Source organism: Nocardia sp. CDC159, assembly GCF_023740735.1.
Classification (GTDB): Bacteria; Actinomycetota; Actinomycetes; order Mycobacteriales; family Mycobacteriaceae; genus Nocardia; species Nocardia pulmonis.
Genome location: NZ_JAMRXH010000005.1, coordinates 228,260 through 255,186 on the forward strand (window position 1 = coordinate 228,260; position 26,927 = coordinate 255,186).

Here is a 26,927-nt window from a genome sequence, read left to right on the forward strand (position 1 = left end):
CTAGAGTCGCAGACGTACGCAGGTTTACGCATGAATCAGCCACGCTATTGCACGTATATTGCACGCCGATCCAGCGGAGGTTGTATGCCATCGACGTCGAAGAAGGCCAAGACACGCGCCCCTCGCCGTGCTTTCGGCCGGATCCGGAAACTGCCGTCCGGCCGCATCCAGGCGGCCTACATTGGGCCCGACCTGGGGCTGCACAAGGCTCCTCACACGTTCGACACCAAGGACCGCGCGGAAGGCTGGATCGCGGACGAACGCAGGCTAATAGATCTAGGTATCTGGACCTCCCCCGCTGACCGGGCCGCCGAAGCCGCCGAAGCCGCGAAGAGCGATCGGATACTGTTCGGCGACTACGCTAAACGAGTCATCGCGACACGGGTATCTCGCCGGGGTAGACCATTGGCACGTCGCACCGTCGACTCGTACAACTACCTCCTGCGGGAACACCTCAACCCTACGTTTGAAACCACCCCCGTTGACGAGATCACCTATCAGATGGTTCGCGACTGGTACAGCTCGGTGTCACGCGTGCGCCCTAAGGGCCGTAAGTCCAAGGCCAACAAGGACGATGTCGAAATTCCCACCGCCCGCGCCCGCGCCTACGAAGTCCTCCGAATGGTGCTCAACGTTGCGGTTGACGACGGTCTCCGTGACAAGAACCCATGCCGGATAAAGGGCGCAACCGCAGTGCAGCCCGCACACGACGCGACGGTACTATTGCCCGCCGAGATCGAGGCACTGGCTGCGGCGATGCCCAAAGAACTCGCCGCCTCCGTCCTACTCGCGGCGTGGTGCGGCCTTCGCCCTTCCGAGACCTTCGAGCTTCGCCGCCGGAACCTGAACGCTGACTGCTCCGTACTGACAGTGGCCTTCGCCGCCACGTATCGGGAGCAGAAGATCGTCATCGACCGACCAAAAGCGGGCTCAAGCGGAGATGTCGTGATCCCCGACCACATTCGCCCAGCGATACGCAACCACCTCGAAAAGTACGTGGGTTCAGCGCCGGACGCGCTCCTATTCCCGGACCCAGACACGGGCAAGACCATGCGGGAGTGGATCTACCGCCGAACGTTCAACAAGGCATGCACAGCCATCGGCCGCCCAGACTTCCGCCCCGGCGAACAAAGACATACCGGCGGCACAGTTGCAGCACAAGCTGGCGGCACACTCCCTGAAGTCATGGAACGGCTCCGCCACAAAACACCTCAAGCGGCCATGCGCTATCAGAAGATAGCCGCAGGGCGCGCACAAACCTTGGCAGAGAACATCTCAAAGCTCGCCAAAGCCACCAACGCCATGAGCACCGACGAGAGCGAAGCCGAGCACTAGGAGATCCGAACAGCAGCGACTGCAGCCGACCTGTCCGCCCCAACTAAGTTAAGCACGGTTGACAGGATTGAACCTTCGCCCCTCGACCCCCAGGGACGCGGGAACCGTGATCGTGCGTCCGTCTGAGTCCGTCCCGTCCAGGTCGCAGCCGTTTCCGTGTCCGTCCCGTGTGGTGGAGTCTTGGCACACTGGTGGCACCCTCGGCACCCAATCTCACCTGTCCAAACAAGGACTCCCTCGGTCTCGATACCTTCTCCATCAAACCTAGCTCGGTCCGCATTTGCGCGAGTGGCCGCTGGATTCCGGAGCCGTCCGATTCCGATTTTCGTCGCAGCACGCTGGGGTTCTTGGAAGCGGCAGCTACGGCCGGTTAACAGCCGCCATCCCATGGCTCGCACATCAAGTCAGTAGTTGTCGAAGTCATAGCGCTGCGCGGCTTCCTCCGCAGGGTCGAACTCCGGCCCCAGGTCGCCGGGGTCGATCCCGAAGGCGGAGGCAGGCATCCCCGCTGCGGCCAGCTCTTGTGTGCCCTCCAGCGCGAGACGACAGACGCTGCAGGCGAAGCGATCCGGCGACATCGTGACCTCGTACCCCGCGACGGAGGCATAGGGCGTTTCCACACCGGGCTCGTGGGCGACTTCGACCTGCGGGTCCACCTCGATCGCTCCGGCGAGGGAGCCGGGGCGTCCGCACTCCGGACAGTACTGCGTGATAGCCCATCCATCGAGGGGAAGTTCGCGCAATCGCCGGGCATCCTCCACCATACGGTCGGTCAGCTCCTCGAACAGTTCAAGGCTCAGCCGTTCTGCCAACTTATCGAGCTCCTTCCTGGCCCGTGCACGTTTAGCGGCTACCCGATGCTCGACCTCGGAACGGCCCTGTGCGACAAGCTGTGTGACGTTGTTTAAGTGCTCGCGATAAAAGTTGAGTGGGTCCAGTCCCAGGCGTTCGAGAAACACATTGCACACAGTCAACGAGTCGATGAGGACATGGCGTGAGGTGATTGCCGCCGCCACGTGCGTCGCACCGTTGCGGACCTCCACCATGCGCGTGCGCCGCTCGGCGTTGAGCGGTAGCGCACCGGTGGCCGCTTCGATTCTGCTCAGTAGCAGTCTCAGTCCAATGGTCCGTAGCTTCGGGTCAGCCAGCGACGGCGCGGTCGCCAATTTCACTAGGCTCGCTTCGGCTTCCGGCAACAGGGGCACAACGAGTACCGGGTTCGTGCGCCACAGCAACGCCTTGCCAAGATGTTCGACTGCCAGCGGTGCCAGCACCGCGACCTTCTCGTATTTGTCGTCGCTCCAGGCGTCCATTGCGTCATGCATCCAGGCGGCTGCTGAATCCTTCAGCTGCCTGATATCGCGGAGACGCTTCATCGCTTGTGTGTGACGCGCGTTCTGGGCCGCCGCAGGCGGGGGCGTAGTGCCCTGCGGGCTATCAGGCATAGGTGCCATCGTTGCACCGGGTACTTGGTTGCGAAAGTGCAAATCCGCCTTCGACTACGGTTCTCTCCGCAACCGGGCCAACTCGTCATGCTCGGCCGACGACAGACCTCAGGCCGCCTGCTTACCCGGCACGTTCAAGGGATGGCGGACGCAATGGAGTCCGACCGGAACCGCCGGGAGCAGGATGCCGGAGCGTCAGCTCAGGCCGGACGCGATAGTGCCGCAATAGAGTCCGGCCGTTGAGGCCGGAAGCACAAGTCGGACCGATTGTCACACAGCGTGATCGACACGCCGCAATGGAGTCCGGTCGGAAGCAGTTGCACAACGACGAGGAACGAGACACGCTGCGGCAGCCGTAATGGAGTCCGGCCGGGACGGCCGGAAGCAGGGTGGTGGCCAAGCCGGGGGAGTCCACCAGATGGGGGCCGCAATTGGGTCCGGCCGGGACGGCCGGAAGCAGCGAGCGTGAGCAGCGCCTGCAACAACGTGGTGGCGAAGGAGCCGCAATTGGGTCCGGCCGCAACGGCCGGAAAGCAGGGCTGGGTGAATGCCGCGATCACGTTCGCGATCAAGCCGCAATTGTGTCCGGCCGGAACGGCCGGAAGCAGGACTCGCCGATTTGCCATGTCTGAGCTGGGTCGAGTCGCGGGTTCGCGAGCGTTGCAGGAATGACTTCGACACGCCGGGAAGACACGCGATAGTCGGGTCTTGAGATCGAGGCTGACCTGGGTGCGAGCGCTGCACGCGTGTCGGCTGTCACTGGACCCCTCGCGATCGGTGCGCTTTGAGTTGTCAAAGATCTTGGCGAGAAGGGGGAGTCAGGCCAGGGTGATCTGTCCGATGTCCAGTGGTGCGAAGACGCCGCCGAAGGTACGGCCGGGGATTTGCGTCGGGGCGTCGGCGGAGCTTTAGAGGCACGGGGTCGAGGGTATCCTCCGGTGCAGCCGGGACACGGATCCATCCGGAAAGGCTTGGCGTAGACAAGTGTTCGGGTCGAGCCGGGTCATCGATGGCGGAACCGCGCTCACGTGTCGGCTCGCTCGGGCTCACAGCAAAAGGATAACGGGGTCATCAAGCTTTCCCTGAATAGCCAATGCGCAGCTATTTCCCGATGCCGCGTCCTATGACGGGGGTTGAAACGCGAACCCAACGTCAAGCAGGTTCTCCGCGAGGTGTCGCTCGTCTCGGTAGATCGCGGATCGTTGTCGGGATGTGTAGTGCGCCCTGGCCGTCGCGGCGGGAACATCGCACCAGATCTCCACGATCCGTCGAGCACCGGCCTGCTCGATGCCGGCACGAGCGAAAGCCAGATCGCGTAGCTTGAACCACCACGAGTCGATGACGACATCGACCGGTGACGCCTTCGCCAACGCCCACACCGTGTCCATAGCGATCCCGCCGAGTTCCGGTACCGCACAAGCGTTTCCAGGCAACTCGCCAAGGCTTCCTTGACAGCGTCCTTGGACAACAACCAGGCGTTCAACTCCCGGGCCAACGCATCGGCCAAAGTCGTCTTGGCCACATCGGTGAATTACGGCATCGTTGATCGGTGAACCCCGACATCACCTTGTTGTGGAAGATGTTGGAATCGGCCAACTTTGACACCATCTGACCGGTTGCAGTGGCAAGATCTTCGTGCTGTCCCCGCACCATCCGAGGAGCTGAGCCTTGTCGCCGAACCAGTCCAAGGTGCAGCTGTATGCCGCGATCCGCCGGGACTCGCGAGCGGGGATGTCGGGGCGGGAGCTTCAGCGCAAGTACAACGTGGGGTACCGAACGGTGAACGCGGCGGTGACCTCGGCGTGGCCCGAGCAGCGCAAGCAGTATCCGCGGCGGGCGTCGAAGCTGGATCCGTTCAAGCCGTTCATCGATGAGATGCTGCGCAAGGATCTGGACGCGCCTCGCAAGCAGCGGCATACGATCAAGCGGATCTACGCGCGGCTGATCGACGAACACGACCTGGCCGGTGTCGCGTATCAGACGGTCCACGACTACGTTGCCGTACGTAAGCCGCAGATCAGGATCGAGGCCGGCCGCGGCCCGGCGAAGGTGTTCATCCCGCAGACCCACCGGCCCGGGGAGGAAGCCGAGGTCGATTTCGGTGACGTGACGATCCGGCTGCGTGGTGAAGAGGTCGTGGTCTACCTGTTCTCGCTGCGGATGTCGTTCAGCGGCCGGGCGGTGCACCGGCTCTTCGCCTCGGGCGGGCAGGAAGCTTTCCTGGAAGGGCACGTTCACGCGTTCCGGGTGCTCGGCGGGGTGCCGTTCGGCAAGATCCGTTACGACAACCTCAAAGCGCCGGCGCCCGCGTGATCGGGTTCAGCCGGTCCCGGGCGGAGTCGGAGAGATGGACGGCCTTCCGTAGCCACTATTCGATCTCACTGGGTCGCCCAACTCGAAGGCATCGTGCAAGCCGAAGATCGCCCGACATGCGCAAAATACCTCGGCAGCGGACAACGCGAGGGGAGCACAGAACTCGGCGAGTCGTTGCCGCTCGCCTTGCTGACCGGGCCGATGCTGCAATGGCTGGTGGACCCCGAGCACGCCCTCGGGCACAATGTGATCGCCGAACTACGTCTCTCACCACGACTCTCTGACAATCTCAGGACCCGCTCCTCTACGACCATAGGCACCCGCTCGCCCGACGACCGCGTCCCGGGTACCCGAGTGAGGTCGTTTCTCGTCTGGATTGGCTATCACGGAGGGCACCCTGCGACGCTCGGATTCACCTGGAATCGACATCAGAATCCACCTGCCTGCCTAGCCAATATCGGTTTCAGACCGATATTGGCAAATGGAACCCGGCCGTTTAGGCCGGAAGCACCGGCGGCGGGCCTGGACGCCGAGCTGCACGCCGCCGTGATGCCGCAATGGAGTCCGGCCATTGAGGCCGGAAGCACGTAGACCCTGGGCCTCTCGTCGTGATTGCCCTCATGGCCGCAATGGAGTCCGGCTGTTGAGGCCGGAAGCACGCGCTGCTGGAGGAGATGATGGCCGCGGTCGCGATGCCGCAATGGAGTCCGGCCGGAACGGCCGGAAGCAGGTACGAACGCTGACGGATTGCTGATCAGCCCAGCGGCGCCGCAATGGAGTCCGGCAGTGCCAGCTCGAAGTACGTCCGTCCGGTCACCCGCTCGGTGGTACACCCAGTGGGGACTGCAATGGAGTCCGACTGGAACAGTCGGAAGCACGGACTGTACCTGTACGGGGATCAACGCGTCGGCTAGCCGCAATGGAGTCCGGCCAGGACAGCCGGAAGCAGGCCAACCTCGAGGTGCTGAAAACAACTTTCGGCGACGAGCCGCAATAGAGTCCGGCCGAGGACATCCGGAAGCAGGGCTCGTCGACTTTGCCGTGTCTGAGCTGGGTCGATTCGCCTGTTCGCGAGCGGTGCAGCAATGACTTCGACACGCGGTGGTCGGGTCGTGGAAGCGAGGCTGACCAGGTGCGAGCGCCCCAGGCGTGTCGCGGTGTCACTGGACCGCTCGTGATCGGTGCGCTTTGAGTTGTCAAAGATCTTGGCGAGCAGGAGGAGTCAGGCCAGGGTGATCTGTCCGATGCCCACGGCCGGGGATTTTGCGTCGGGGCGTCGGCGGCGCTGTAGAGGCACGGACTCCAGGGTATTCGCCGGTGCAACCGGGGGGCACGGATCCATCCGGAAAGGCTTGACCTAGATAAGTTTTCGGGTCGAGCCCGGTCATCGATCGCGGAACCGCGCTCATGCGCATTCGTATCTACCGTATGGCGCCGAGGTACCCGGAGGACGGGTCGCTCTCCCCTGATAGATGACCCGCCACGCCTATGAGCTTGCGATGGTCCTGATCCGGTCGGCAAGGCCAGCGATGTCGACCGCGCGGGTGGTGTCGACGGTGACCGTGGTGGCCAGGCCGAGCGGAGCGGCATGCGCCGCCCAGTCGTCCCAGTTCTCCGCGAGGCGGCGCTCGTCTTGGTAGATCGCCGATCGGTCTCGGGATGCGAAGCGCGCCTTGGCCGTCGCTGCGGGAACATCACACCAGATCTCCACGATCCGTCGAGCACCGGCCTGCTCGATGCCGGCACGAGCGAAAGCCAGATCGCGTGGCTTGAACCACCACGAGTCGATGACGACATCGACCGGTGACGCCTTCGCCAACGCCCACACCGTGTCCATAGCGATCCCGCCGAGTTCCGGTATCAGGAACGCGTTTTTCAGGCAGCCTACCAAGGCCTCCTTGACGGCGTCCTTGGACAACAACCAGGCGTTCAACTCCCGGGCTAACGCATCTGCCAAGGTCGTCTTCCCTGCCCCGGGAAGCCCGTTCACCAACACCAGAATTCTGTCCACCGATCGATCATGACCAAACCGATCGCATTGCGTTGCCGCGTTCGAGTCGTGCGCGCCACTGGTGTGCATGCCCATCGCCCGCACCTCCCCGTGTATTCCATGGCCGCACAGGATCAGGACACGCATCATACCCACACGACACGATCCGTCGGTGTGCGCACCATCCGCACCGACACCCGCTTGGCCCGGCACTCGAGCCGCATCGCGTGCGCACGCCTTCTTCTGGACTGTGCTCACAGCAGCGGCGAGCGTGAGCGTCACCGGCAACGCGATACACGCCGTCCTAAACGTCCGGGCCCAACCGATCGTGGCCGCCGCGGTCGCCGTCGTGCCGCCGGTCATCCTGCTCGATGCCGTGCACGGCGTGACCGTCCTGCTGCGCGCACGGGCTCGGGCGGGCGCAGCCCACCTGATCTCGACCACGATGACCTTGCTGATCGCCATCGGCTCTTTCTGGCTGTCGTTCACCGCATTACGGGCTTTCGCCGAGATGGCCGGTATCTCACACGCCCAGGCCTGGCTCTGGCCACTGATCGTGGAGGGATCGATGACGCAAGCCACCATCGCCCTCATCACCCTCGCTCACCCCTCGCAGCCACTCACTGTCCGCCCTCCACACACGCCTGCGATGGAACGGTCCGAACCGACCCCCGCCGCGCCGTCGACCGTCGACTCCCCCACCGCCGTCGAGCAAGGCAACGGTGACTACGACGCTGTCAGCGCGTGTGCACACCTCAGCTGGGCGGACATCGCCACGATCATCTGTGACCGGGACCGTGCGCACCGACGGGACCGCGACGAGGTTGTGCGGATACTGATTGCGCACTACGACCGCGGCCTTGTGCCCAGCGAAATCGCTCGGACGACCGAGCGCAGCCGGTCCACGGTCAGCAGGATCATCAAGCAGGCCGCGCAGATCCGTGGCGAATTGGCACCCGGAGCTGAGTCCGCCAACGCTGCACCCACCAGGCGAGAAGACCGGTCCCCGCCCGAAGCACGAGTCAGGAAGTCATCCGGCGGCCGTGGTTCATCGCTTCCAGAGTGATCTCACGGACGCTTCGGCGCTCAGCGCGGCCATACCGCGGATCAGCCAGCTCCTCCTCCACCGCTCGGAGGATCTCCTCGATCACCAGGGCACGCCCATACGGCCGAGAATGGGGATGCGTCGCGTTTTGCAACGCTGCCGCCAGAGCATTTCTCAATTCGGGCCCCAAACGATCCATACTCGCAGCATAGACCACAATCGCACAAATGTTCGAGATACGTCTTCGCTGCGGGCCCTATGTTTCGCATCCCGGAGGGAGATTCCATGCAGCAACGTCACCCTCGGCGGCACTCAACCGCATATCCAGCGGTATCGACATTCCCTAGCGGTCGGTGTTCCATAGAGACAGCTTTCGCTCCAGCACCAGTAAGGGGGCTGAACCGTTGAACGCGAACGGCATTCACCAGCCCTCAACGACATCGCCGGAATGGGACACCGACATGGTCAACGACATCGCTTGTCCAACTTGCCACAGCCAAGACTGGGTCCAGAGCATCCCGGCCCTTCGGGCCACCGGTGTGTCCACCGTCGACGGCACCGGCTACTGCGCCGGGATCGGTATCAGCTCCTCAGGTCCGGTTCCGGTCCTGGGCACGACATTCACGGAACAGACCCGTCGCACCGCGTTGGCCACCGCCCTCGCGTTCGAGCCAGGCCAGATGCCCACCGCGCGACCGCTTCTGCTCGGTTCGGTGCTTGTGATTCCCTCCCTGGTCCTGGGAGCCGCGACGCTGACGAACGTGATAAGTCATCCTGGGATCGATCAACCGACGCTCCTATGGAAGACCGTGTCGCTCATGGTCGGCCTCGCCGTCACTTTCGTACTCGCGATCCCCACCTTCCTCGCCTTCTCCACTTTCCGGCGCCGAGTCCGCCACAACGCCCGTGTTTCTCGTGGGCGTGGCGCGGCGTTCGCGGTGTGGCGCGCTGGCTTCTACTGCCACCGCTGTGGGGTCTGCTACTGGCCGGACCCACCGTCCCCTCATCTCCCCGCGCGATATCCGTTCTCGGTAGACGATTTCCGCAGGATGGTATGGACCACCGGCGGATACGCCGCCCTCTGACAGCACACCCCAGGCGCCATCGCGACCGCCCAGACGCAGTTGCCGCGGTATGCGGCCACCGGAGGGCCTTCTGATATCTGCGCCGACCACGTGCTCTCGCCCGACCGGGCTGCGGCTGGCTCGGTCAATTTCCCCTGACGCTATCAAATCCGAAGTTGGACCCCGGCTGCCCTTACGCCGCAGCTGATCTACGGGACCTACCTCGTGGGCGACAGCGAAGTTTCGCAGTGCCTGGCTCCACGGCCCCGGGTGTCTAGATGCAAGCCCCCATGTGGATCAGCAGAGCAGTGCGGCACAGCTTCCCGCGCCGCGGCTGCCAGCCGCTGCGAACCCGCTACCGGCCCATAGAGCCATGCGCGGCATTCGTGGGCACGCTGCGGTCAACAAACGGCGCGATCTACACAGCCACCGCCACATCAATGTCGCACATTCCACCTGCGACGTAGGAGTCCTCGATGCCGTCCCACGACATGAACCGCCCAAGGATGACCCGCGCGCAGTTCCATGCGCTGGACAGCGCCGATGACACCGGGTAAATGCAAGAGACCGACAGGCGCACTCTGCACGCGCTGGCACGCCGCGGCTGGGCGCGCCAGCGCCAAGTACTCGTGCGTAAGCGGGCCAGGACCTGGTGGGAGATCACAGATCTCGGCCGGAGTGCTCTTCTGGACTGCCCGGCGCCGGTCGACCCTCCGCCGCGCCCGCATTGGCCCAATTCCTGGCAGGTGTATCGGGTGACACCAAACCAGTACGTCCTCGACGACGGGCACCAGATCACCCGCCCCGGCCAACGTATGCTTTGGCGGGTTCTGTGTCCGGCCCGCGGAGCGGATGTGCCTCTCGGACATCACGATCTCCTTGCTGAGGCCGTCGAACAGTTGCGCGACCACCGCGCACAATCCCAAATCCCTTGCGCCACCGCACTAGCCACCCAGCCAGCGCCGCCTCGAGCGGCGCTGAATTCCTGCCCGGCGACCGATCGGAATTCCCTGTGCAGCAGTCCGACTCCGCCGCGTCGAGACCCGCCCATCCGATCGAGTTGGGCCAGCCTTCTCGGGCCGCCGATCTGCGACTCGACACCGTCGTGGTTCGCGAAGCCAACCGGACCCCCGCCTGCTCATTACCGGCGGTCCCTGTTGCCATCAAGTAATACACCTCCCGATCGCCGATTTGAAATGGCGAACCACCCAACGCGACAGAGGTTTTGAGATTTCCGACTACGAGAGCCGTCGCTGCCCCGGCTGCTGCCGTTGCCGTTATCGCCTCCGTCTCCCGCGTCCGCCCGCCGTCGCCGCCCGTTGCACTCGTTTCCGCTGAAGGAGTAGTGATGTTTCGTCCGAGTTTGGCGATCAATGACCCTGGCGATTTGCTGGCCGCAGTGCCGGCGATGCTCGGTTTCTACCCCAACGATTCGCTCGTGGTGGCCACCTTCGCGCCCACTGCTGACCAGGCTGCCGAATCGTTGCGGCTGCACTTCGTCGCCAGGACTGATCTTGATTCGTTCCGTTCGAATCCGACGGGATTGAGCGCGGAGCTTGTTTCGCGCTGCCTGCGTGAGGAGGTCGACCGGGCCGCCGCCGTGCTGGTCGACAGCGCCGCCTCGCCGCCGGATACCAACGGTTCACAGCTAGGCGCGTCCGACCATCGCAGCCTGGTAGATCAGTTGGAAAAGTGTTTGTCCAGCAATGGGATTCGCCTCGAGGGCGCGCTGGCGACCCAGGTGATCGCGGCGGATTCACGGTGGTGGGATGTGTTCGAGCCCGACCGATCCGGCCCGATACCGGATCCGGATGCGTCGCCGATCGCGGTCGCGCATGTCCTCGAAGGGCACCCGATATTAGGTTCCCGCACCGAGTTGGAGGCCATAGTTCGCCCGGACGACGACATGGTGCGGGCGGTGGCCAACGTCATGAAGGATCTGACCACCTGTGACCCCGACGGCGCACTGGCTGATACGGCGGGCGGGATGAGCCGCGCTCGAGTAGTCGATTTCGTTTTCGCCTGTATGGACGCCGTGACCTCCGGGGCGAGCCTGTCGGTGGAGATGCTCGCGCGCTGTGGTCTCGCCCTGCAGGACAAGGTCGTGGCCGACTTCCTGACTGCGGTGGCGGTGACCCAGAGAGCCGCTGCGGCCCAACAACTGTGGGCTGTTCTGGTGCGCGGCTTACCCGATCCCGATCGCGCGCAGGCGGCGGTGCTGCTGGGTTGTTGCGCCTATGTCAGCGGCAACGGCCCGCTCGCGCAGTTGGCCTTCCGGACCGCACTCGCATCCAATCCCGAGCACCGTCTGGCCACCGACTTGGATCTGGCCCTCCACACAGGGATGAGCGTCGAGCAAATCCGGCGATGGCTGCTCGACTGCGGTCCCGCGCTCGCGGCCCAGCTGGACCTCGCCGCGCTGAACCTGTCGTTCACGCCGACACTCCCAATGAACCTCGGCCTCATCGACTAGTAACGAATCCACTGCGCGAGATCGGTCTTCGCGACGATGAGTTCGACTATCGCAGCGGTCCGCTCCCAAATTTGACCAGTTGTTCGTCCGGCTGTCTTAAGAGGGTGTCTCGGAACTTCCTGATCTGGTGATCGTGGCTCCCCCCCGACTCGTAGGCTCGATAGGGATGGGCAGGCAGTGGGATCCGAACGCTTCCGGCGGCGCTGGCGCTTCGGCGACGGGGCGGGACAGGGCCAAGGCAAGATGCTGTTTGAGCTGCGGTAAGACGCTGTCCGTGCGTCGGGGGCCGAAGGCGAAGTACTGTTCTGATCCCTGCCGGAGTCGCATTGGCGGTGGGTGCAGCGCAGCCGGACCCGGCTCGCGGCGATGCGCGACGAGTCGCCGACCGCCCAGTCGGTGTGCCCGGAATGCGGTGCGGTGTGGCCGCGGGGCGTCGGGAAGCGGTCCCAGGCACGGTATTGCAGCCCGAAATGCCGGACTCGGGGTTGGCGGAACCGGAAACAGCGTTCGTGAAACCGTCACGGTGACGGTTTCACGAACGGATACCTCTAGGTCTTTTACCGGGTCCGACCTGGGAAGATAAGGGGTCTTGCGGGTCTGGCGGGTCGGTGTTCGCCGGGTGCATGCTGAGCGGGTCGGACGCCGGGGCCCGCTTCGCGGTGCACCGGTGCCGCGACCCTGGCGGCGAGAGGTGTGACCTGGGATGTCGAACAAGTTCGGAAGCGTGAGCAAGCACCGTTACGACGAGATTGTGACCGAGGGTCGCAAGCTGGTGGCGACCAAGACCAGCGTGCAGTTCCGGATCGGGGAGCTGGCCTTGGAGATCGAGGGGCTGCACGACCCGCATGAGAAGGGCGTGTCCCGGGCCGGGTGAGGAAATGTTCACGGTGACGTATCTGATGGCCCAGTTCGCCGACGATATCGGGCTGGCACCGGCGACGGTGGAAACGTATCGGTGGGTCGCGGGCCATTGGCCCAAGGAGCACCGGGTGTCGCAGGTTCCGTTCGAGGTGCACCGGATCCTGCTGTCGGCCGATGATCCGTTCGAGGTGATCAAGCATCCGCCCGACGGGCGGCGGTGGACACCGGACGCGGCCCGGCGCGTGGTGGGACGCCGGCCGGAAACGGCAGTGTCGGCGCAGGAGCGGGTCGAGGCCATTCACAAACTGGCGCCCGACGATCACGTGGCCGCACGGGTGGCCACCGACTTCCTGCGCCGCCCGCAAGTCGCGGCCCGGGTGGTCGCCGACCCCACGGCACGGTATCTGGTCAACTCCGCCCAAGTCGACCGGTCCGGGATGCGCGGAACGGACGCCGTCGTAGCCCCCGAACTCCGCTGCTTCGAGCTCGAGGCCTGGGAACGCTGCCGGTGTGTCGAGACCGGCCGTCAGCCGCAGCCACCGTGCCTCACGATAGGTGATGTCGGTCGGGCCGGATTCGTGTTCGTACATCGCGTGCAACAGCCATGCCGCGTGGGGTCGTGAGTCGATCTCATACCCACACCATCCGAGATCGGTTTCCGGCGTGCCCAGCCACGAAACCAGTTGTCGGTCGGCGAAATTCCAATCCACCACAGGAGCATACCGATCGGTACGACTCAGTGCGGGGTCCGTTACTGGCATCCACGGGTCGGCGATAATGTGCGTAGAGCTCTATGGGCTGGCCTCCGATGAGCTGTTCGCGATCCCAGCGCACCCGCACGGTGCCGGTCTGCATCAGAGCTCGAAAAGGCTCACCAATGACAAAGGGCGTCGAATCGTGCGGGCGGGCTCGAACCACGAGCAATCACACCCCTTGATGGCGGCCGGATCCGGACGACAGTGCGTTACGTAGTACACCTGATCGACGTGCCCGCGGCATTCCCTGTCGCGTGCTCGCCAGACTTCAACCGCAGACTTGGCGCGTGATTGTCGGTGTCGGGGGCGGGCATCTCGACGGCGGCATCGAGCAGGATTGGCCAGAAAGTGACCTGCCCTGTGAAATTCGCAGACCGAATGCGCTCTTCTTCGTAACGGTTTCCGGCTCGCATCAAGCGGCGATTTCGCTTCGGAAACCGAACATGTCTGACCGCCGATATGAAACGTTCGGCGGTCAGACGCTGATTCGTAGCGGTCGCGGTGTGGTCAGCCGAGCCCGGCGACCTCGCCCGCTTACCTACCCGCCCACGCCTCGATAGTGGTCGTCTTTCGGCTTCTGTCTATGAAGATCCGGAAAGATTCACCGTCGCGATTGGCCACTACTGGTGTATGGTGCCGGTCCCCGTTGCAGTCGTGGGTCTTGGTTCCCTTTTGCCCGGTATTGAGATTCTTGATCGTGACCTTTGCCTGGCCGCCTCCGTGGCATGAGAATACCGCTCGACCCACCCTCGAGCCCCGGGGCAATGTGTAATTCTGTGACTGCCATTTACCGCCATGTCCTTCGAGGTAATCTGCGGAGATGGTGCTTTGCCATACCTTGGTCCACCGCACGGGGGCGGGCGCTTCCGGTTGCGCGGTAGCCGCTCCCGCTCCCGCGAGTCCGGCGGTCACCAGCGCGGCGGCAGTAGCGAGAGTAATGCTCTTGCGTGCGTTCATGATCAATCCTTTTGGTGTGGTTTCTCGAGCCCGACGCTTTCTCGCGGCTGCCTCGCCGCGGTCCCGCATCGGCACCCAACTGCGATGTTGTCGAACATTTCGAACCCGTCCAGACCGCCGTTGTCCGCACGATCTGCCGGTGCACCAAAAGGTTTCTCCTCTTCGCGTGCAAACAGCTGAAATACCGCTTGAACACCTGGCCATCGGCCATCGCGGCCGTAAATCCCCTCCAGCACGATCACCGGCCATCCTCCCCAGCCGGGCCCAGGTCGCCCTGATCCGACAGAAACCGTAGCCGGATAAGTCGGCGGTTCACGGTGGTGACGTGGTTAGATTCGGGTGCTGGGCTGTTGAACGGTCGCGATCCTGGGAAGGGATTTGCCGTGGAGCAGATACGGTACGGCGTCCTCGGCTCCATGATGGCGTGGCGGGATGGGCGAGTCCTCGCGCTGGGTCCGGCGAAACAACAAACCGTGCTGGCTGTGCTGCTGTTGGAGATGAACCGGCCGGTACCGGTGACAGCGATCATCGACGCGGTGTGGGGTGAGCAACCGCCGAACGAGGCTCGTAATGTTGTGCAGAGCTACGTCAGCCGTCTGCGGCGGGCACTACGGTTCGGTCCCGCGGCGGGTGAGTCGGATCCCGGGTTGGGGTGGACCGACGCGGGGTACGTGTTACGCGGCGACACCGCTGCGGTGGACCTTGTCGTGTTCGAGCAGCACCTGGCACAGGCTGAGGACTGCCGCCGCCGCGGCGATCTCGCCGCGGCGACCGAGCAGATTGATGCGGCGCTGGACCTCTGGCGCGGTGAGCCGTTCAGCGGTCTGGAAGGTCGACTGATCGAGACGGAACGCCGACGGTTGCAGGAGCGCCATCTAGCCGCCCTGGAACTGCGGGCGGCGATCACCCTGGATCGCGGATTGCACAGCGACGCCGTCGCCGAGCTCACCCACCTGGTGGCGGCCCACCCACTGCAGGAGCGGCTACGGGGTCTGCTGATGGTAGCGCTCTACCGCTGTGGTCGTCAGGCCGACGCGCTCGCGGTATTCCTGGAGACACGGCACCAACTAGCCGAGGAACTGGGTATCGAACCCGGACCGGAGCTCTGCCGATTACATCAGCGAATTCTGGCCGGTGACCCGGAACTGGCCGTTCCCCCGCAGGTGAAACCACCGACTGGCCGCAACGATCTTCCCGGTGACATCGCCGACTACACCGGTCGCGACGAGGAGATGCAGCAACTGTATGCCGTGCTTCCCAGGGAGGGGGACGGCGCGACCGCGGTGATCATCGAGGCGATCGATGGCATGGCCGGTGTCGGCAAAACCGTGCTCGCGGTGCATGCCGCCCACCAGCTCACCGAGCGCTACCCCGACGCACAACTCTTCATCGATCTGCAAGGACACAGCGAGGACCATCGCGGCATCGAACCGATGATGGCCCTCGACATACTCTTGCGCGCCCTTGACGTGCCGGGCACGAAGATCCCCCAAACCTTGGCTGAGCGGGCGGCACTGTGGCGTGCCGAACTCGCCCAACGCCGAGTGCTGGTGGTTTTGGACAACGCCGCCGATGCCGCCCAAGTCCGGCCGCTGCTGCCCGGAAACGCTGGTTGCCTCGCCCTGATCACCAGCCGACGACGGATGGTGGCCCTGGATGCCGCGCAGATCCTGTCCCTGGAGGTGCTCGACCACGGCGAGGCGGTCACCTTGTTCAGCCGGATCCTCGGGGATGACCGTGCCACCACCGATCCCGCTGCGACCGCTGATCTCATGGAACGGTGCGGCTATTTGCCGCTGGCCATCCGGATCGCCGCCGGACGGCTGCGCTCGCGCCCAGCATGGACGGTCGCGCACCTAGCCATGCGTTTGAGCGAAGGACAACGACGGCTCGACGAGCTGGCGATCGGCGACCGCGGCGTGGCCGGCGCTTTCGCTCTGTCCTACGAACATCTCACGCCCGACCAGCAGCGCCTGTTTCGACTACTGGGCCTGCATCCAGGCCCCGACTTCGATACCTACCTTGTCGCAGCCCTGGCCGACATCGGCCTGGTCGAGGCCGATCGGTTGCTGGAAGAACTGGTCGACATCCACCTGATCCAGCAACCCGCACCTGGCCGATACCGTTTCCACGACCTGCTCCATCGATATGCCGTTCAACTATCCGCCGGCAGTGATACCGCCGCCGACCGCCACGCAGCACTGACCCGTGCGTTGGATTACTACGTGCACACCGCCTCTAGGGCCATGGACATTGTCGTCCCATACGACAAGAGCCTTCGACCTGACATCTCTGTCGCGGCGACTCCCACCCCAACTTTGTCCGACTGTGGGCAGGCGGGAGCGTGGCTGGAGACCGAACGGCTCAATCTCCTGGCCGCCGTTCGCCACGCCGCCGACCATGGTTGGTCTGCCCATGCCGGCCAGTTGTCCGCCATTCTGATGCGCTACCTCGACCTGCGCGGCCACAATGACGACGCACTCGTCGTACACGCCCATGTTGTCGCGGCCGCCCACGACCGCACCAGCGGTCGCGCGGTCGAATGCGTTGCGCAGACTGGTCATGCCCTGGCGCTTCTGCGGGCGTCCCGCTTCGAGGAGGCGCTGGCGCATGGCCTGCAGGCGCTGAGCTTGGCTCGAGCCATCGGCAACCGCGAAATCGAAGGCTATCTGTTGCAGGGGCGCGCCGTCGTAGAGTGGCGGCTGGGCCGCTTGAAGGAGGCCCTGGCGCATGGACTGCAGGCGCTGAGCCTGGCCCGAGCCATCGGCAACCGCGAAATCGAAAGCTATGCGCTGCACAGCATCGGCCTTGTCCACGAACGGACGGGGCGGTTCACCGAGGCGTTCATCTATTTTCAGCGGGCCTTGGACTTAGCTCGTGACCACGGCAATCGCGAGATCGAATACCAAGCGCTGCACGGCACCGGCGTTGTCTATCGGCGTCTGGGACGCAATGCCGAGGCGTTGAACTACGCCCAGCAGTCCCTGAACGTCGCCCGCGCCACCGGCAGCCGAGCGGCCGAATGCCAGGCGCTCCACGACGTCGGATCCGCTTGCCGACGCATGGGACGCTTCGACGAGGCATTCGCCCACTTCCGGAAATCCCTGACCCTTGCCCGTGACACCGGGGACCGCGCTCTTGAATGTCAGGCGCTGCTCGGCCTCGGCGAGACCGCGTACTCCACCAACGATCAACGCCAAGCCCAAGACCATCTCCGCCAAACCCTCGCTCTCGCCAGCGAGATCGGCGAGCGCTACCACCAGGCGCGCGCCCACGACAATCTCGCCCACACCCTCCTGGACACCGACCCCCACACCGCGCACACCCACTGGCTGCAATCCCTCGACCTCTACACCGACCTCGGCGCTCCCGAAGCCAACGACGTAGCCCACCACCTCGCCAGCATCGACAGGCCCCAGTGAACCGAGACGCGGACGAATACTCTTGATTCGCGGCTCGCCGGGCCCGGGTGGTTTGGTTCAAGGTTTGTTGGTGTCTGCCGAGTGGTCCGTCGCCCGTGCTTCCGCCAAGAACCTGGGGCGACGGACCCAGCGAGGCGCGCCCAGACGAGGTCATCGTTCGAACCCCTCCGACCCCTAGCGATGCCGATCGACGCTCTCGATCGTCGATCGCTTTATCGACACCGGACCGCCGCGGCCGGAGGTTCTGATCCCCTGCGCGTCGCAAGCGTCCAGGAAAGTGTCGAAAACCATTGGTGTCCAACAATTCTTGTCGGGCCCTTCCCGTACGTACAGTCCGAACGCAGGGTCAGCTCAGTCTCATTGCGCGTTCCAGGCCGCTCAGTCCGGCGTCGAAGGCGCTGGGCCCCGCGCGCGCTGGAGGAGGTGCTCGACCAGGCCGCGAGCGGCGGGGTGGTTGTACACGTAGTGGGGCCCGGTCCTCCGCCGTTATCGTGCGAAAGCGGAACCCACCTTAAGCAAAAGGAAGGTGCCCGATGAACGGTCGCGATCCGCCGCGAGCCCCGCACGAACTCGCGCGCAAGCCCGCGATCGATGCGGCCGAACACGACGTCCGCACACGTCTGGCCGTCGTCGACCGCACGCTGTCCAGTCTCATCTGCGCCGGCCCACACCTGTCGGTGCCCGTGGTGTGTCCGTTCGTCGCGATTTCCACTTCCTAGCAAAGCCTTCTTCAGTGCCGTGACGGAAATTCCTCCGTCACGGCACTTTTCGCTTCTTCGGTCCTCGATTGGGAGGTGATCTGCCATGCCTACATCAGTACTGCGGTCCGGTGGGTGCGCGGTGTGCTGCTCGCGCGGCCCTGGCGCCCGGATGCGTGACGTCGACGGCGAGACGGTGTGCTTGTGCGACGAATGCGTATCGCGTCTGGATTGCTGTGATCACTGCCGCCGACCGTCGCGGCGGCTCGCGGTCACCTACGAGCTGCAGCGATTGTGCCGCCGGTGTTCCTCGGAGTGGCTGGTGTGTGTCCATTGCGGCTACCACACCCCACCGGGGTTTCCCACCGACACCGGTGGGCATGCGTGCCCGCTGTGCGCGCGGCGATTGTGCGACTACTGCCACCGATGCGGTCGCTACTCCGCGGCGGCACGCTATGTGTCCGGTGGAGACCGTGCCTGCCAGCGCTGCGCGACCGAATTCTTCGACTCGTGCCCGGACTGCGGCACGCTGGTGCCCCGTCGCGGGGTCTGCGATACCTGCCACCGCTTCCCGCACGTGCGTGGCTACGGGTATCGGCCCGATCCGTTGTTCTTCGGCGCCGGTCCGCTGTTTCTGGGGTTGGAGCTGGAAATCGTTGTCCCCGAAGCGGACTACGACGACTGCGTCGCGCGTGCTTACGACCGGCTCGGGCCACTGGGGTATCTGAAAGAGGATTCCTCGATCCGGCCGCTGGGCTTCGAGCTGGTCACCCATCCCATGTCCTACGGGTTCGCCCTCACCGAATTCCCCTGGCCGTTGCTCGAGGAGCTCGCTGACCTGGGCTGTGTCTCCGACGAACGGGTGGGCCTGCACGTACACGCCTCCCGGGCCGGGTTCGCCAGCCCCGCCCACATCTACCGGTGGGCCAAACTCGTCTACCGCAACCAGGAGCAGACCGTCACGCTGGCACGGCGGCACTCGACGCGGTACGCCGGGTTCTCCGCGGATGCGCGCGCACGGATCAAGGACTCCGCGAAAGGTGACCTGAGCCGGTTCGGGCTCAACCGTTACCAGGCGATCAACCCACACCCTCGCCACACCCTCGAACTGCGGGTGTTCGCCGGATCCCTGGACACCGAGCAGGTGCAGGCCGCGCTCGCGTTCACCGCTGCCAGCATCGAATACACCCGCCTGCTGTCTGCCGCCGACGTCCTGCATCACGACGGCTGGGTGTGGACGCGGTTCGCCGAGTGGGTCGCCGCCCGCCCCGACTACGCGCCACTGTCCGCGCAGATGGAGGCCCTCGGATGTGCCTGCTGACCTACCTGCCGCCCGGCACCGCCCCCGACAACGACGCGTTGACCGCCGGGGCTCGGGTCAATCGCGACGGGCACGGCTTCGCGATCGTCACCGACAGCAACATCCTCGTCGGCCACGGCATGGACGCGGAAACGGTGATCGCCGAGTTCGTCCGTGTCCGGAACGATTTCCCAGACGGTCCCGCGTTGTTTCATTCTCGCCTGGCCACGCACGGCGCCATCAGTATCAGCAACTGCCACCCGTTTCACTTGGGCCGCGACCAGCGGACCGTGCTGGCCCACAACGGTGTCCTGCCCCGGCGGGTGCAGCCCCGCGGGCGTGACCTCCGCTCGGACACTCGGATCGCCGCGGAGGAATACCTCCCCGCTCGTCCGTTCGGGTCCCTCGACACCGCGCGGGGGCGGCGCAGGCTCGAATCCTGGCTCGGTGCCAGCAAACTGATCCTTACCACCAATCCCGAGTACGCGGCGCAGGGCTACATCTTCAACGAGCACGCCGGGATGTGGCACGGCGGCATCTGGTACTCCAACGCCAGCTACCTACCCGGGCACCAGGCGAGCTGGGTGTGGATGCACACCTGCGGACGCTGCCACACCGTCGACTTCGCCCGCCTCGGCCGCTACTGCGGGATCTGCGGCTGGTGCTTCTGGTGCACCAACCCCCACCCCGACTGCGACTGCACCCCCTCACCCCAGGTGACCGCAACGGTCACCTCGATCTCCCCGCCCCACCGCCGCGGCCACCAGCTGGCTTTCTTGCCGACCGCGGGAGATCCCTGACCGGCCACGCCAACCCACCCGGTGCCCCGCCGGGCTCGTTTCCCGTGCGAGCCCGGCGGGCGCCGTCGCATGTCCGCAATCCCACTGTCCTGGAAGGCGATCCCTCATGCCCGTCGCATCCGCTACGCTTCGCTGCGCGGCGTGCTCCAGCGCGTTGCTGCTCGATGATCCCCCGGCCGCCGGCGATCCACTCTGCCCCGCCTGCGCCGAATGGCCGCCCTGTGATCAATGCGAGCTACCCGCCACCAACCCGCACCGCACCGTCGATGACGCCGACCTGTGCGCCGACTGCGCCCGCGACTGGACGCAGTGCCGCGAATGCCGCCTCTACACCAACCTGGAACACGACACCGCTGAAGGCAACGCCCTGTGCGACGGCTGCGCACGCGATTGCGACACCTGCGCCGACTGCCTGCGCTACACCCGTGACTACCTCCGGCTCGACAACGATCTGATCGTCTGCGACGACTGCTCCGACGGCTACAGCGCATGCCGCGACTGCTACATCCTGGTCAGCTCCTCCTCCGACAGCTACTGCCTCGACTGCACCTACAACCACACGCACTGGCGCGTCCACGATTACAGCTACAAACCCACCCCCGTCTTCCACGGACGCGGACCACTGTTTCTCGGCCTCGAACTCGAGATCCGCACTCCCGCCGAGGAATACGACCGCTGCGTCGACCTGGCGGCCGACACTGTCGACGGCTTGGCGTATTTGAAAGACGACGGGTCGATCGGTTCCGGGTGTGGGTTCGAGCTGGTCACCCACCCGATGAGCTACCAGTGGGCGATCGAACGTTTCCCGTGGGAGCTGTTGCCGGAGCTGGCATCTCAGGGCGCCTACGTCGACGACGAGGTCGGCATACACGTCCACGTGTCCCGGGCGGCGTTCGCCAGCCGGGCGCACGTGTATCGGTGGCTGAAGTTCGTCTACCGCAACCAATCCGCCGCCACCCGCCTCGCGCGCCGCTCGTCGGATGAATGGGCCAGCTTCACATCCGACGCCCGTGCCGGCATCGGCGACTACGCGAAAGGCCACCACAGCCGCGGTCTGGCGGGCCTGGGCCGGTTCCAGGCGATCAACACCTTGCCCGACGACACCTTCGAAGTCCGGATCTTCGCCAGCTCACTACTGCCCCAGCAGGTGCAGGCCGCACTCGCGTTCGTCGCCGCGTCGGTCGACTACACCCGCACCCTCACCGTCTCCGGCATCGCCCGCCACCGCGGGTGGGAATGGACCGCGTTCGTGACCTGGCTGCGCTCTCGCCCCAAATTCTTGCCGCTGCTGGCCGAACTGGAGGACCTCGCATGTGCATCCTGACTTTCTTCAAACCCGGCGTCCCCGTCGACGTTGACGCGCTCGCCGCCGGCGCCGTCGCCAATCCGCACGGCCACGGTTATGCCGTGGTGGCCGAGGACCACATTCGCACCGGGCACGACCTCGACCCTGCACAGGTCATCACCGAATTCACCGACCTGCGCGCGAAATACCCGCACACCCCGGCGCTGTTCCACTCCCGGTGGGCCACCCACGGCCAGATCACCATCGACAACTGCCACCCCTTCGCCGTTGGCGGCGACGAGCGGACCGTGCTCGCGCACAACGGGATCCTGCCAGCCCTCGTGCAACCGCGGCCCGGCGATCTGCGATCCGATACCCGCATCGCCGCCGAGGACTTCCTCCCCGCGCAACCGTTCGGGCCCCCAGATTCTTGGGTCGGCCGCAGCGGCCTCGAACAGTGGCTGCGCAGCGACAAGATGGTGCTACTGACCGTCGATCCCGCCTACCGTCACCGCGCCTACGTGTTCAACGAACACCGCGGTCACTACAGCGACACCGGGGTCTGGTACTCCAACACCAGCTACCAATCCCTGCTCTACCGCCACCCCGACGACGACGGCTACTGCTACGGGTGCGGGGAATATGATCCGGAACTCTTCGGCCCGCACTGCAGCTACTGCGGCTTCTGCGCCGAATGCTTCCACACCTTCCCCCACTGCGAATGCCCCGCCGCACCCGGCGTCGAACGCTACGCCGATCTCGAGGAATACCTTGCCGCCTGAATCCCGCAGGCGCCCTCCCCCCAGCCGGATCGGCACCCCGGGATGTGCGCATTGGCACGCGATTCCCATTCTCCCCCTGGAGGTTCGATGTTCACCGCTCAACAGGCTCTGCTGCGGGCCGTCACCGACTACGTCGATCACTGTCGCCGGGTTCTCGACTTCACCACCGCCGTCACCGGTCACCTCGGCGGCGACATCCATGCCACCGCAACCGATCTCGCCGCCACCACCCGGCAGCTGGAAAACACGTTGCTCATCGAGCGTGCCGCCGTCGCTGCCGCCCTCGACAACCCCCGCACCACCAGTGGCGCACATGCCCGCTGACCCCACCCCCTACACCGTCCGGATGCGCCCCGACCAAACCCTCGCTGGTGTCCTGCCCGCCCCGGGCCTGGATACCTCGATGGTGGTGATCGGCTACCGTGCCGTATTCGCGACCGTCCCAGCACCGGGCACACCGGTGGCCGGGTTCGATGCCATCGACACCGCCGCCGTAGTTTCCAGCACGGCGGCGCCGGTTGTTCTCGTCGCGGTCGAGCACGCCACCCCAGTCGTGACCATCGACTCCGGTGGCGAACGCCAGATCCGTTGGGAACACGACGCATTCGGCATCCATGGTGGACCACCCATCAGCTGGCGGCTGCTTCCTGTCCACCCCGGCCCAGACGGCCGCTTCCACATCGCCGCCGGCCGCTGGACGGCCAGCGGCTACCACGCCCTGCTCACGCGGTCCCTCGCCCGCCACGCCCCCACCGCGCCTGCGGCCGTCGCGGTCCACGACCTCGACCTCACCACCGGTGCCCGGCGCCGGTGGCCGTGACCGCGATCCGGCCGCGCGACGCGATGGATTCAATCGCTTGCACGGTCCGGTCACTCCCGTGGATCGCCGCACCCTGTGGGTCAGCACCCGCCTCCCGTATGTAACACAGCGAATCGAGGATATCTGCGTCATGGAATCTGTTCCGCGGAAACCGTATTCGACGCGAGCGCCGATTGTGGCGCGCCTGCACCGTCTCCCGACGGCGCAGGGGTTGACCGTGCCCTTCATCACCCGTTGTCACCGCGGACAGCGGATCCCGATCTGGGGCTCGATCGACCCGGGCCGCATGCGCGTGGTGTGGCAGCTCGCGCTGTGTCAGGTATGCGCCGAACCGTTCGATCACCGGGTCGTGGTCATGGTGCGGCCGGGTGACTGGCTGCGTCGCATCGGCCCCGAAGCTGGGCTCCACCCCGAGTGCGCCGCCTACTCGATCCGCGCCTGTCCCATGCTGGCTTCTCGCATGGCCCACTACCGATCCACGCCGGCCTTGGCGCGGGTCGTCCCCTGCGGCGACCCGTTGTGCCTACCGTGTCGGTGGGCATCGCACGCCGCCGTCGCCGAATCCGACGACCGGACCGGCAAACCAGCCGACGCCTGGTACGCGGTGTGGCTCGCCGCCAGCGACTACACCGTCATCGATCGTCCCGGCGACGAGCACACCCCGGCACTGACCGGGGTCCAGCTTGCTGGCGTGCGCCCGTTGGCCATCCGCAAGGTCCGCGATGCCGCACCCGGTGCCGAGCACGCCGACAGACCGAATGCCCTCGATGTGGCCGCTGCCGCGCTCGCGTTCGACCGAATCCTCAACCGGTAGCGCCGATCCCGTGATATCGCCCCGAGCGGTGGTTGGCATAGATGTCTCGCTCGCAGTGGTGATGGTGTCGCCCCCGCTGTCGGCGGCCCGTTGTCTATCCCGGATCTCGGGGCTCAGGAAGAGATTCGCGGAGGACAAGTCGCTCGGTGGCCGCCGTATCGGCGTGCGTGACGCGCAGGCCGTCCTCGCCCGGATCGTGGTCGAGATCCGGGGGTCGAGATCTCCCGCCGCAGCAACAGCATCCGGACCGCCGACCTACTCGTGCGCGCCGCCGCGATCGGCGGACCACATGTCAAGTCCGGCTGAACCCTGGTTCAGGCACAAATTTGGTGATTCGTTCGGTTGAGCTGCTCAGTTGCTCAAAAGGATTCGTTTCCTTAGGAGGTCTGGTTTTGCTCGCCCGAACATTTGGCGCTTGATCATCTTGATGCGGTTGACGTGCCCCTCGACCGGTCCGCTGCTCCAGTGGAGCGTCAGTCCGGCGGTGACGGCATCGAAGTCACGGCGCAGGCCACGGACGAACGAGTGCAGAGCGGGCAGGTCGTCGGTGTCGACGGCCGTCATCCATTGCTCCAGCTCACGACCGCGAAGGTGCCCCATCATCGTCGCGAAGGCGCGGACGTGACCTGCTAGGGCGGTGAGTTCAGCGCTGGTGGCGAGGATCGCGTCAAGCCGCTGCCGATCGTCGGGGTCGAGGCGGGTCGGGTCGTTCATGATCCAGCTGACGACGCGGCGGACCGATGGCGGCTTGCGGTCTGGGCGGGGAATGAGGCTCGCGGCGCGGAGGGGATGCAGGTAGTGGAGGAGGATCTTCGGGCCGCCGCGGTAGCCGAGGTCCTGGATTTCACGGAACAGTTGAGCTGCGTTGGTGCAGCCCTCATTCCACCGCTGGTGCAGGTAGGGTTTGAACTTCTCCAGCAGGCTGGGGCGTCGCCCGGTCCCGTTGTTGACCAGTAACTCCTCGACGCTGGTCGCCCGGGCGAAACGCCGCACGGTTCCTCGGGCAAGACCGAGTTGGGTGCCGATGGCGCGAAGGCTCACTCCCTCGGCGAGCAGCCCATGGACTGCGGCGTAGCGTTCGCGGGTCCGGACAGCCCATTTGTCCGTCCGATTCGTTGGTGACCGGATTACCTCGGCAGCCGCCGAAGTTTCCTGCTGGCCCATAATCGCCGGTTCGGTATCGGACTTTGCGGTCGCGGCGCCAAAGCTGGCTCGATGCCGGGCCACGACGCGTTCGACGGCTTCGCCGAGGTTGTGCCAGAGGTGCCATCGGTCCGCGACTTGCAGAGCATTCGGTGCTCCGGCCGCGATGCCGTCGGCATAGGCACCAGCGCGGTCCCGGCATACGATCTCGACTCCGGCATGGGCACGTAGCCAGGCAGCAAGGGTGTCGGCGGTGCGGTCGGCGAGCACGTCGACCGGCCGCCGGGTCTCGATGTCGATCAGGACCGTGCCGTAGTGGTGTCCGCGGCGCAACGCGAAGTCGTCGACGCCGAGTACGCGAGGTGTCGGCTGGTCCGGATCCGGCAGCGCCCGGATCTGTCGCAGCAACGTCATCCGGCTGACTGTGGCTGCCAGATGCCGTGTCAGCCTGGCACCGGGACGACCGCCCAATGCCAGCGCGACCGCATATAGAAGGCGTTGCAGGACCGTCGTGCGCCGGGCATGCCGCGCTGCCAGGCCCGGGACCTGCTCAGCGAAAGTCCTTCTGCCGCAGTTGGGGTTGTCGCAGAACAACCGCCGCACCGTCAACCGAATCAAGACCTCTCGGCCGGTGATCGCGGTGTCGGCTAATCGCCGCTGGTAGCGACTGTGGACTCGACGCGACAACATTCCGCAGCCTGGGCATGCGACTGGTCCGCCACAAGTGCTCGCGTCGAGCCGAACCCGCAGTCCTGTCGAGTCCATCCCGTCGACCTTCACCCCATCCAGATGCGGGAACAGGACCGTCAGCGGTCCAAGATCAGAACACCAGCAACATGATCGATCATCAAGCGCCCGTTCGCATCCCAGTACCAGAGTCAATCAATCGGTACATGCCGATCGAAGCCGGCGCCGTATCGGTGAAGCCAAATTTGCGGTACAGATGATGCGCGTCGCCATCAGCGATCAGGGAGACGTAGGCCGAGGCGGGGGCTCGACGGTCGAGCTCGTCGGCGAGTGCCTGCATGATGCGCTTCCCCAACCCTTTGCCCTGATGTTCGGGGAGCACGCAGATATCGACGACCTGGAAGAAGCAGCCACCGTCACCGACGATGCGTCCCATGCCGACGGGCGCGCCGCTGTGCAGCACGATGATGCCGTGCCAGGTGTTGGGCAAGCCAAGCTGCGCGGCCTCGATGGACTTGGCGCTGAGTCCGCATGCAGTGCGCAAATACTGGTAATCCGCAACGGCCGGGACGCCTGGAGTGAGCTCAAAACCATCCTCCACCAAGGGTTCTTCTGACATGAGACGCAGTATGAACCGAGGGTCTGACAGATGTGATGTCGCGGAGCACGCAGCGCGCTACCCGACCGACCGTAATCAATCCGCCGAGCACATCACGCAAAATGTGCCTGAACCTGAACCTTGACACATCTGGTCCGGTTCAGTCGTGACCCACCCGGTGCCGAACGCGCGGTAATGCCGATGTGCGGTCGGAGGATTCGGTCTTCGCGGGGTTCAGCAGTGTGATGGTGTGAGACGGGTGATCGGAGGCCACGTTTGTCTAAGGTGCGGATGTGGATGCATCCGAGATGCGGTGCCCGTGTGGGTGTGGACTGTTTAT

23 protein-coding genes are annotated in these 26,927 nt (G+C 65.2%); 17 read left to right on the forward strand and 6 right to left on the reverse strand.

What is annotated here, in order from left to right:
- The first annotated feature begins 84 nt into the window (after window positions 1-84).
- Complete coding sequence (locus NDR87_RS13530) at window positions 85-1,335, forward strand: tyrosine-type recombinase/integrase (RefSeq protein WP_251912269.1); 1,251 nt, start codon at window positions 85-87, stop codon at window positions 1,333-1,335.
- Window positions 1,336-1,739: 404 nt separating this feature from the next.
- On the opposite strand, the gene NDR87_RS13535 is transcribed toward NDR87_RS13530, so the two are convergent.
- Window positions 1,740-2,711 (reverse strand): hypothetical protein, encoded by a 972-nt coding sequence (locus tag NDR87_RS13535; RefSeq protein ID WP_251912262.1) that lies wholly within the window; start codon window positions 2,709-2,711, stop codon window positions 1,740-1,742.
- Between the two features lie 534 nt (window positions 2,712-3,245).
- On the opposite strand from NDR87_RS13535, the gene NDR87_RS13540 reads away from it, so the two are divergent.
- Window positions 3,246-3,452 (forward strand): hypothetical protein, encoded by a 207-nt coding sequence (locus NDR87_RS13540; RefSeq protein ID WP_251912258.1) that lies wholly within the window; start codon window positions 3,246-3,248, stop codon window positions 3,450-3,452.
- A 449-nt stretch (window positions 3,453-3,901) separates the two neighbouring features.
- Here NDR87_RS13540 and NDR87_RS13545 read toward each other — a convergent pair whose 3' ends face one another.
- On the reverse strand, window positions 3,902-4,168 hold the full coding sequence (locus NDR87_RS13545) for a hypothetical protein (protein WP_251941142.1): 267 nt from the start codon (window positions 4,166-4,168) through the stop codon (window positions 3,902-3,904).
- Window positions 4,169-4,469: 301 nt separating this feature from the next.
- Here NDR87_RS13545 and NDR87_RS13550 point away from each other — a divergent pair, with 301 nt between their 5' ends.
- The gene (locus NDR87_RS13550) at window positions 4,470-5,093 is read left to right on the forward strand and encodes a hypothetical protein (RefSeq protein WP_251912256.1); all 624 of its coding nucleotides are present in this window, start codon (window positions 4,470-4,472) and stop codon (window positions 5,091-5,093) included.
- 1,486 nt (window positions 5,094-6,579) lie between these two features.
- On the opposite strand, the gene NDR87_RS13555 is transcribed toward NDR87_RS13550, so the two are convergent.
- Window positions 6,580-7,179, reverse strand: a complete 600-nt coding sequence (locus NDR87_RS13555; protein ID WP_251912253.1) for an ATP-binding protein — start codon at window positions 7,177-7,179, stop codon at window positions 6,580-6,582.
- Window positions 7,180-7,354: 175 nt separating this feature from the next.
- Here NDR87_RS13555 and NDR87_RS13560 point away from each other — a divergent pair, with 175 nt between their 5' ends.
- The 5 genes from NDR87_RS13560 to NDR87_RS13580 all read left to right on the forward strand — a co-directional run bounded on the left by NDR87_RS13560 (window position 7,355) and on the right by NDR87_RS13580 (window position 13,149).
- The gene (locus NDR87_RS13560) at window positions 7,355-8,149 is read left to right on the forward strand and encodes a DUF2637 domain-containing protein (RefSeq protein WP_251912251.1); all 795 of its coding nucleotides are present in this window, start codon (window positions 7,355-7,357) and stop codon (window positions 8,147-8,149) included.
- A 383-nt stretch (window positions 8,150-8,532) separates the two neighbouring features.
- The gene (locus NDR87_RS13565) at window positions 8,533-9,213 is read left to right on the forward strand and encodes a hypothetical protein (protein ID WP_251912249.1); all 681 of its coding nucleotides are present in this window, start codon (window positions 8,533-8,535) and stop codon (window positions 9,211-9,213) included.
- Between the two features lie 1,327 nt (window positions 9,214-10,540).
- A complete protein-coding gene (locus NDR87_RS13570) occupies window positions 10,541-11,665 on the forward strand; it encodes a DUF4192 domain-containing protein (RefSeq protein ID WP_251912246.1) in 1,125 nt (374 codons plus the stop codon).
- Window positions 11,666-12,389: 724 nt separating this feature from the next.
- Entirely contained in the window at window positions 12,390-12,539 is a 150-nt protein-coding gene (locus tag NDR87_RS13575; RefSeq protein WP_251912242.1) for a hypothetical protein, read from the forward strand.
- 4 nt (window positions 12,540-12,543) lie between these two features.
- Entirely contained in the window at window positions 12,544-13,149 is a 606-nt protein-coding gene (locus NDR87_RS13580; RefSeq protein WP_251912240.1) for a DUF6192 family protein, read from the forward strand.
- A gap of 1,091 nt (window positions 13,150-14,240) precedes the next feature.
- Here the strand turns inward: NDR87_RS13580 and NDR87_RS13585 are convergent.
- Window positions 14,241-14,480, reverse strand: a complete 240-nt coding sequence (locus NDR87_RS13585) for a hypothetical protein (RefSeq protein WP_251912238.1) — start codon at window positions 14,478-14,480, stop codon at window positions 14,241-14,243.
- 141 nt (window positions 14,481-14,621) lie between these two features.
- Between NDR87_RS13585 and NDR87_RS13590 the strand changes: the two genes are divergently transcribed.
- The 9 genes from NDR87_RS13590 (at window position 14,622) to NDR87_RS13630 (ending at window position 24,159) form a co-directional block, all read left to right on the forward strand.
- A complete protein-coding gene (locus NDR87_RS13590) occupies window positions 14,622-17,660 on the forward strand; it encodes an AfsR/SARP family transcriptional regulator (RefSeq protein ID WP_251912236.1) in 3,039 nt (1,012 codons plus the stop codon).
- 533 nt (window positions 17,661-18,193) lie between these two features.
- On the forward strand, window positions 18,194-18,379 hold the full coding sequence (locus NDR87_RS13595) for a hypothetical protein (RefSeq protein ID WP_251912234.1): 186 nt from the start codon (window positions 18,194-18,196) through the stop codon (window positions 18,377-18,379).
- Between the two features lie 85 nt (window positions 18,380-18,464).
- A complete protein-coding gene (locus tag NDR87_RS13600; protein ID WP_251912232.1) occupies window positions 18,465-19,679 on the forward strand; it encodes an amidoligase family protein in 1,215 nt (404 codons plus the stop codon).
- Window positions 19,667-20,458 (forward strand): class II glutamine amidotransferase, encoded by a 792-nt coding sequence (locus NDR87_RS13605; RefSeq protein ID WP_251912231.1) that lies wholly within the window; start codon window positions 19,667-19,669, stop codon window positions 20,456-20,458. Before NDR87_RS13600 ends, NDR87_RS13605 begins: the two co-directional genes overlap by 13 nt.
- A gap of 106 nt (window positions 20,459-20,564) precedes the next feature.
- Complete coding sequence (locus NDR87_RS13610; RefSeq protein ID WP_251912229.1) at window positions 20,565-21,782, forward strand: hypothetical protein; 1,218 nt, start codon at window positions 20,565-20,567, stop codon at window positions 21,780-21,782.
- Window positions 21,770-22,525: a class II glutamine amidotransferase gene (locus NDR87_RS13615; protein WP_251912227.1), complete on the forward strand. Its 756-nt coding sequence runs from the start codon at window positions 21,770-21,772 to the stop codon at window positions 22,523-22,525. Before NDR87_RS13610 ends, NDR87_RS13615 begins: the two co-directional genes overlap by 13 nt.
- A gap of 87 nt (window positions 22,526-22,612) precedes the next feature.
- Window positions 22,613-22,849, forward strand: a complete 237-nt coding sequence (locus tag NDR87_RS13620) for a hypothetical protein (protein WP_251912225.1) — start codon at window positions 22,613-22,615, stop codon at window positions 22,847-22,849.
- Window positions 22,839-23,345 (forward strand): hypothetical protein, encoded by a 507-nt coding sequence (locus NDR87_RS13625; RefSeq protein ID WP_251912223.1) that lies wholly within the window; start codon window positions 22,839-22,841, stop codon window positions 23,343-23,345. Before NDR87_RS13620 ends, NDR87_RS13625 begins: the two co-directional genes overlap by 11 nt.
- Window positions 23,346-23,475: 130 nt before the next feature.
- Window positions 23,476-24,159, forward strand: a complete 684-nt coding sequence (locus tag NDR87_RS13630; RefSeq protein WP_251912221.1) for a hypothetical protein — start codon at window positions 23,476-23,478, stop codon at window positions 24,157-24,159.
- Window positions 24,160-24,510: 351 nt separating this feature from the next.
- On the opposite strand, the gene NDR87_RS13635 is transcribed toward NDR87_RS13630, so the two are convergent.
- Together NDR87_RS13635 and NDR87_RS13640 are read right to left on the reverse strand one after the other, a co-directional pair.
- Entirely contained in the window at window positions 24,511-26,067 is a 1,557-nt protein-coding gene (locus tag NDR87_RS13635; RefSeq protein ID WP_286013532.1) for an ISL3 family transposase, read from the reverse strand.
- A gap of 82 nt (window positions 26,068-26,149) precedes the next feature.
- Window positions 26,150-26,608: a GNAT family N-acetyltransferase gene (locus tag NDR87_RS13640; protein WP_251912218.1), complete on the reverse strand. Its 459-nt coding sequence runs from the start codon at window positions 26,606-26,608 to the stop codon at window positions 26,150-26,152.
- Window positions 26,609-26,927 lie beyond the last annotated feature (319 nt).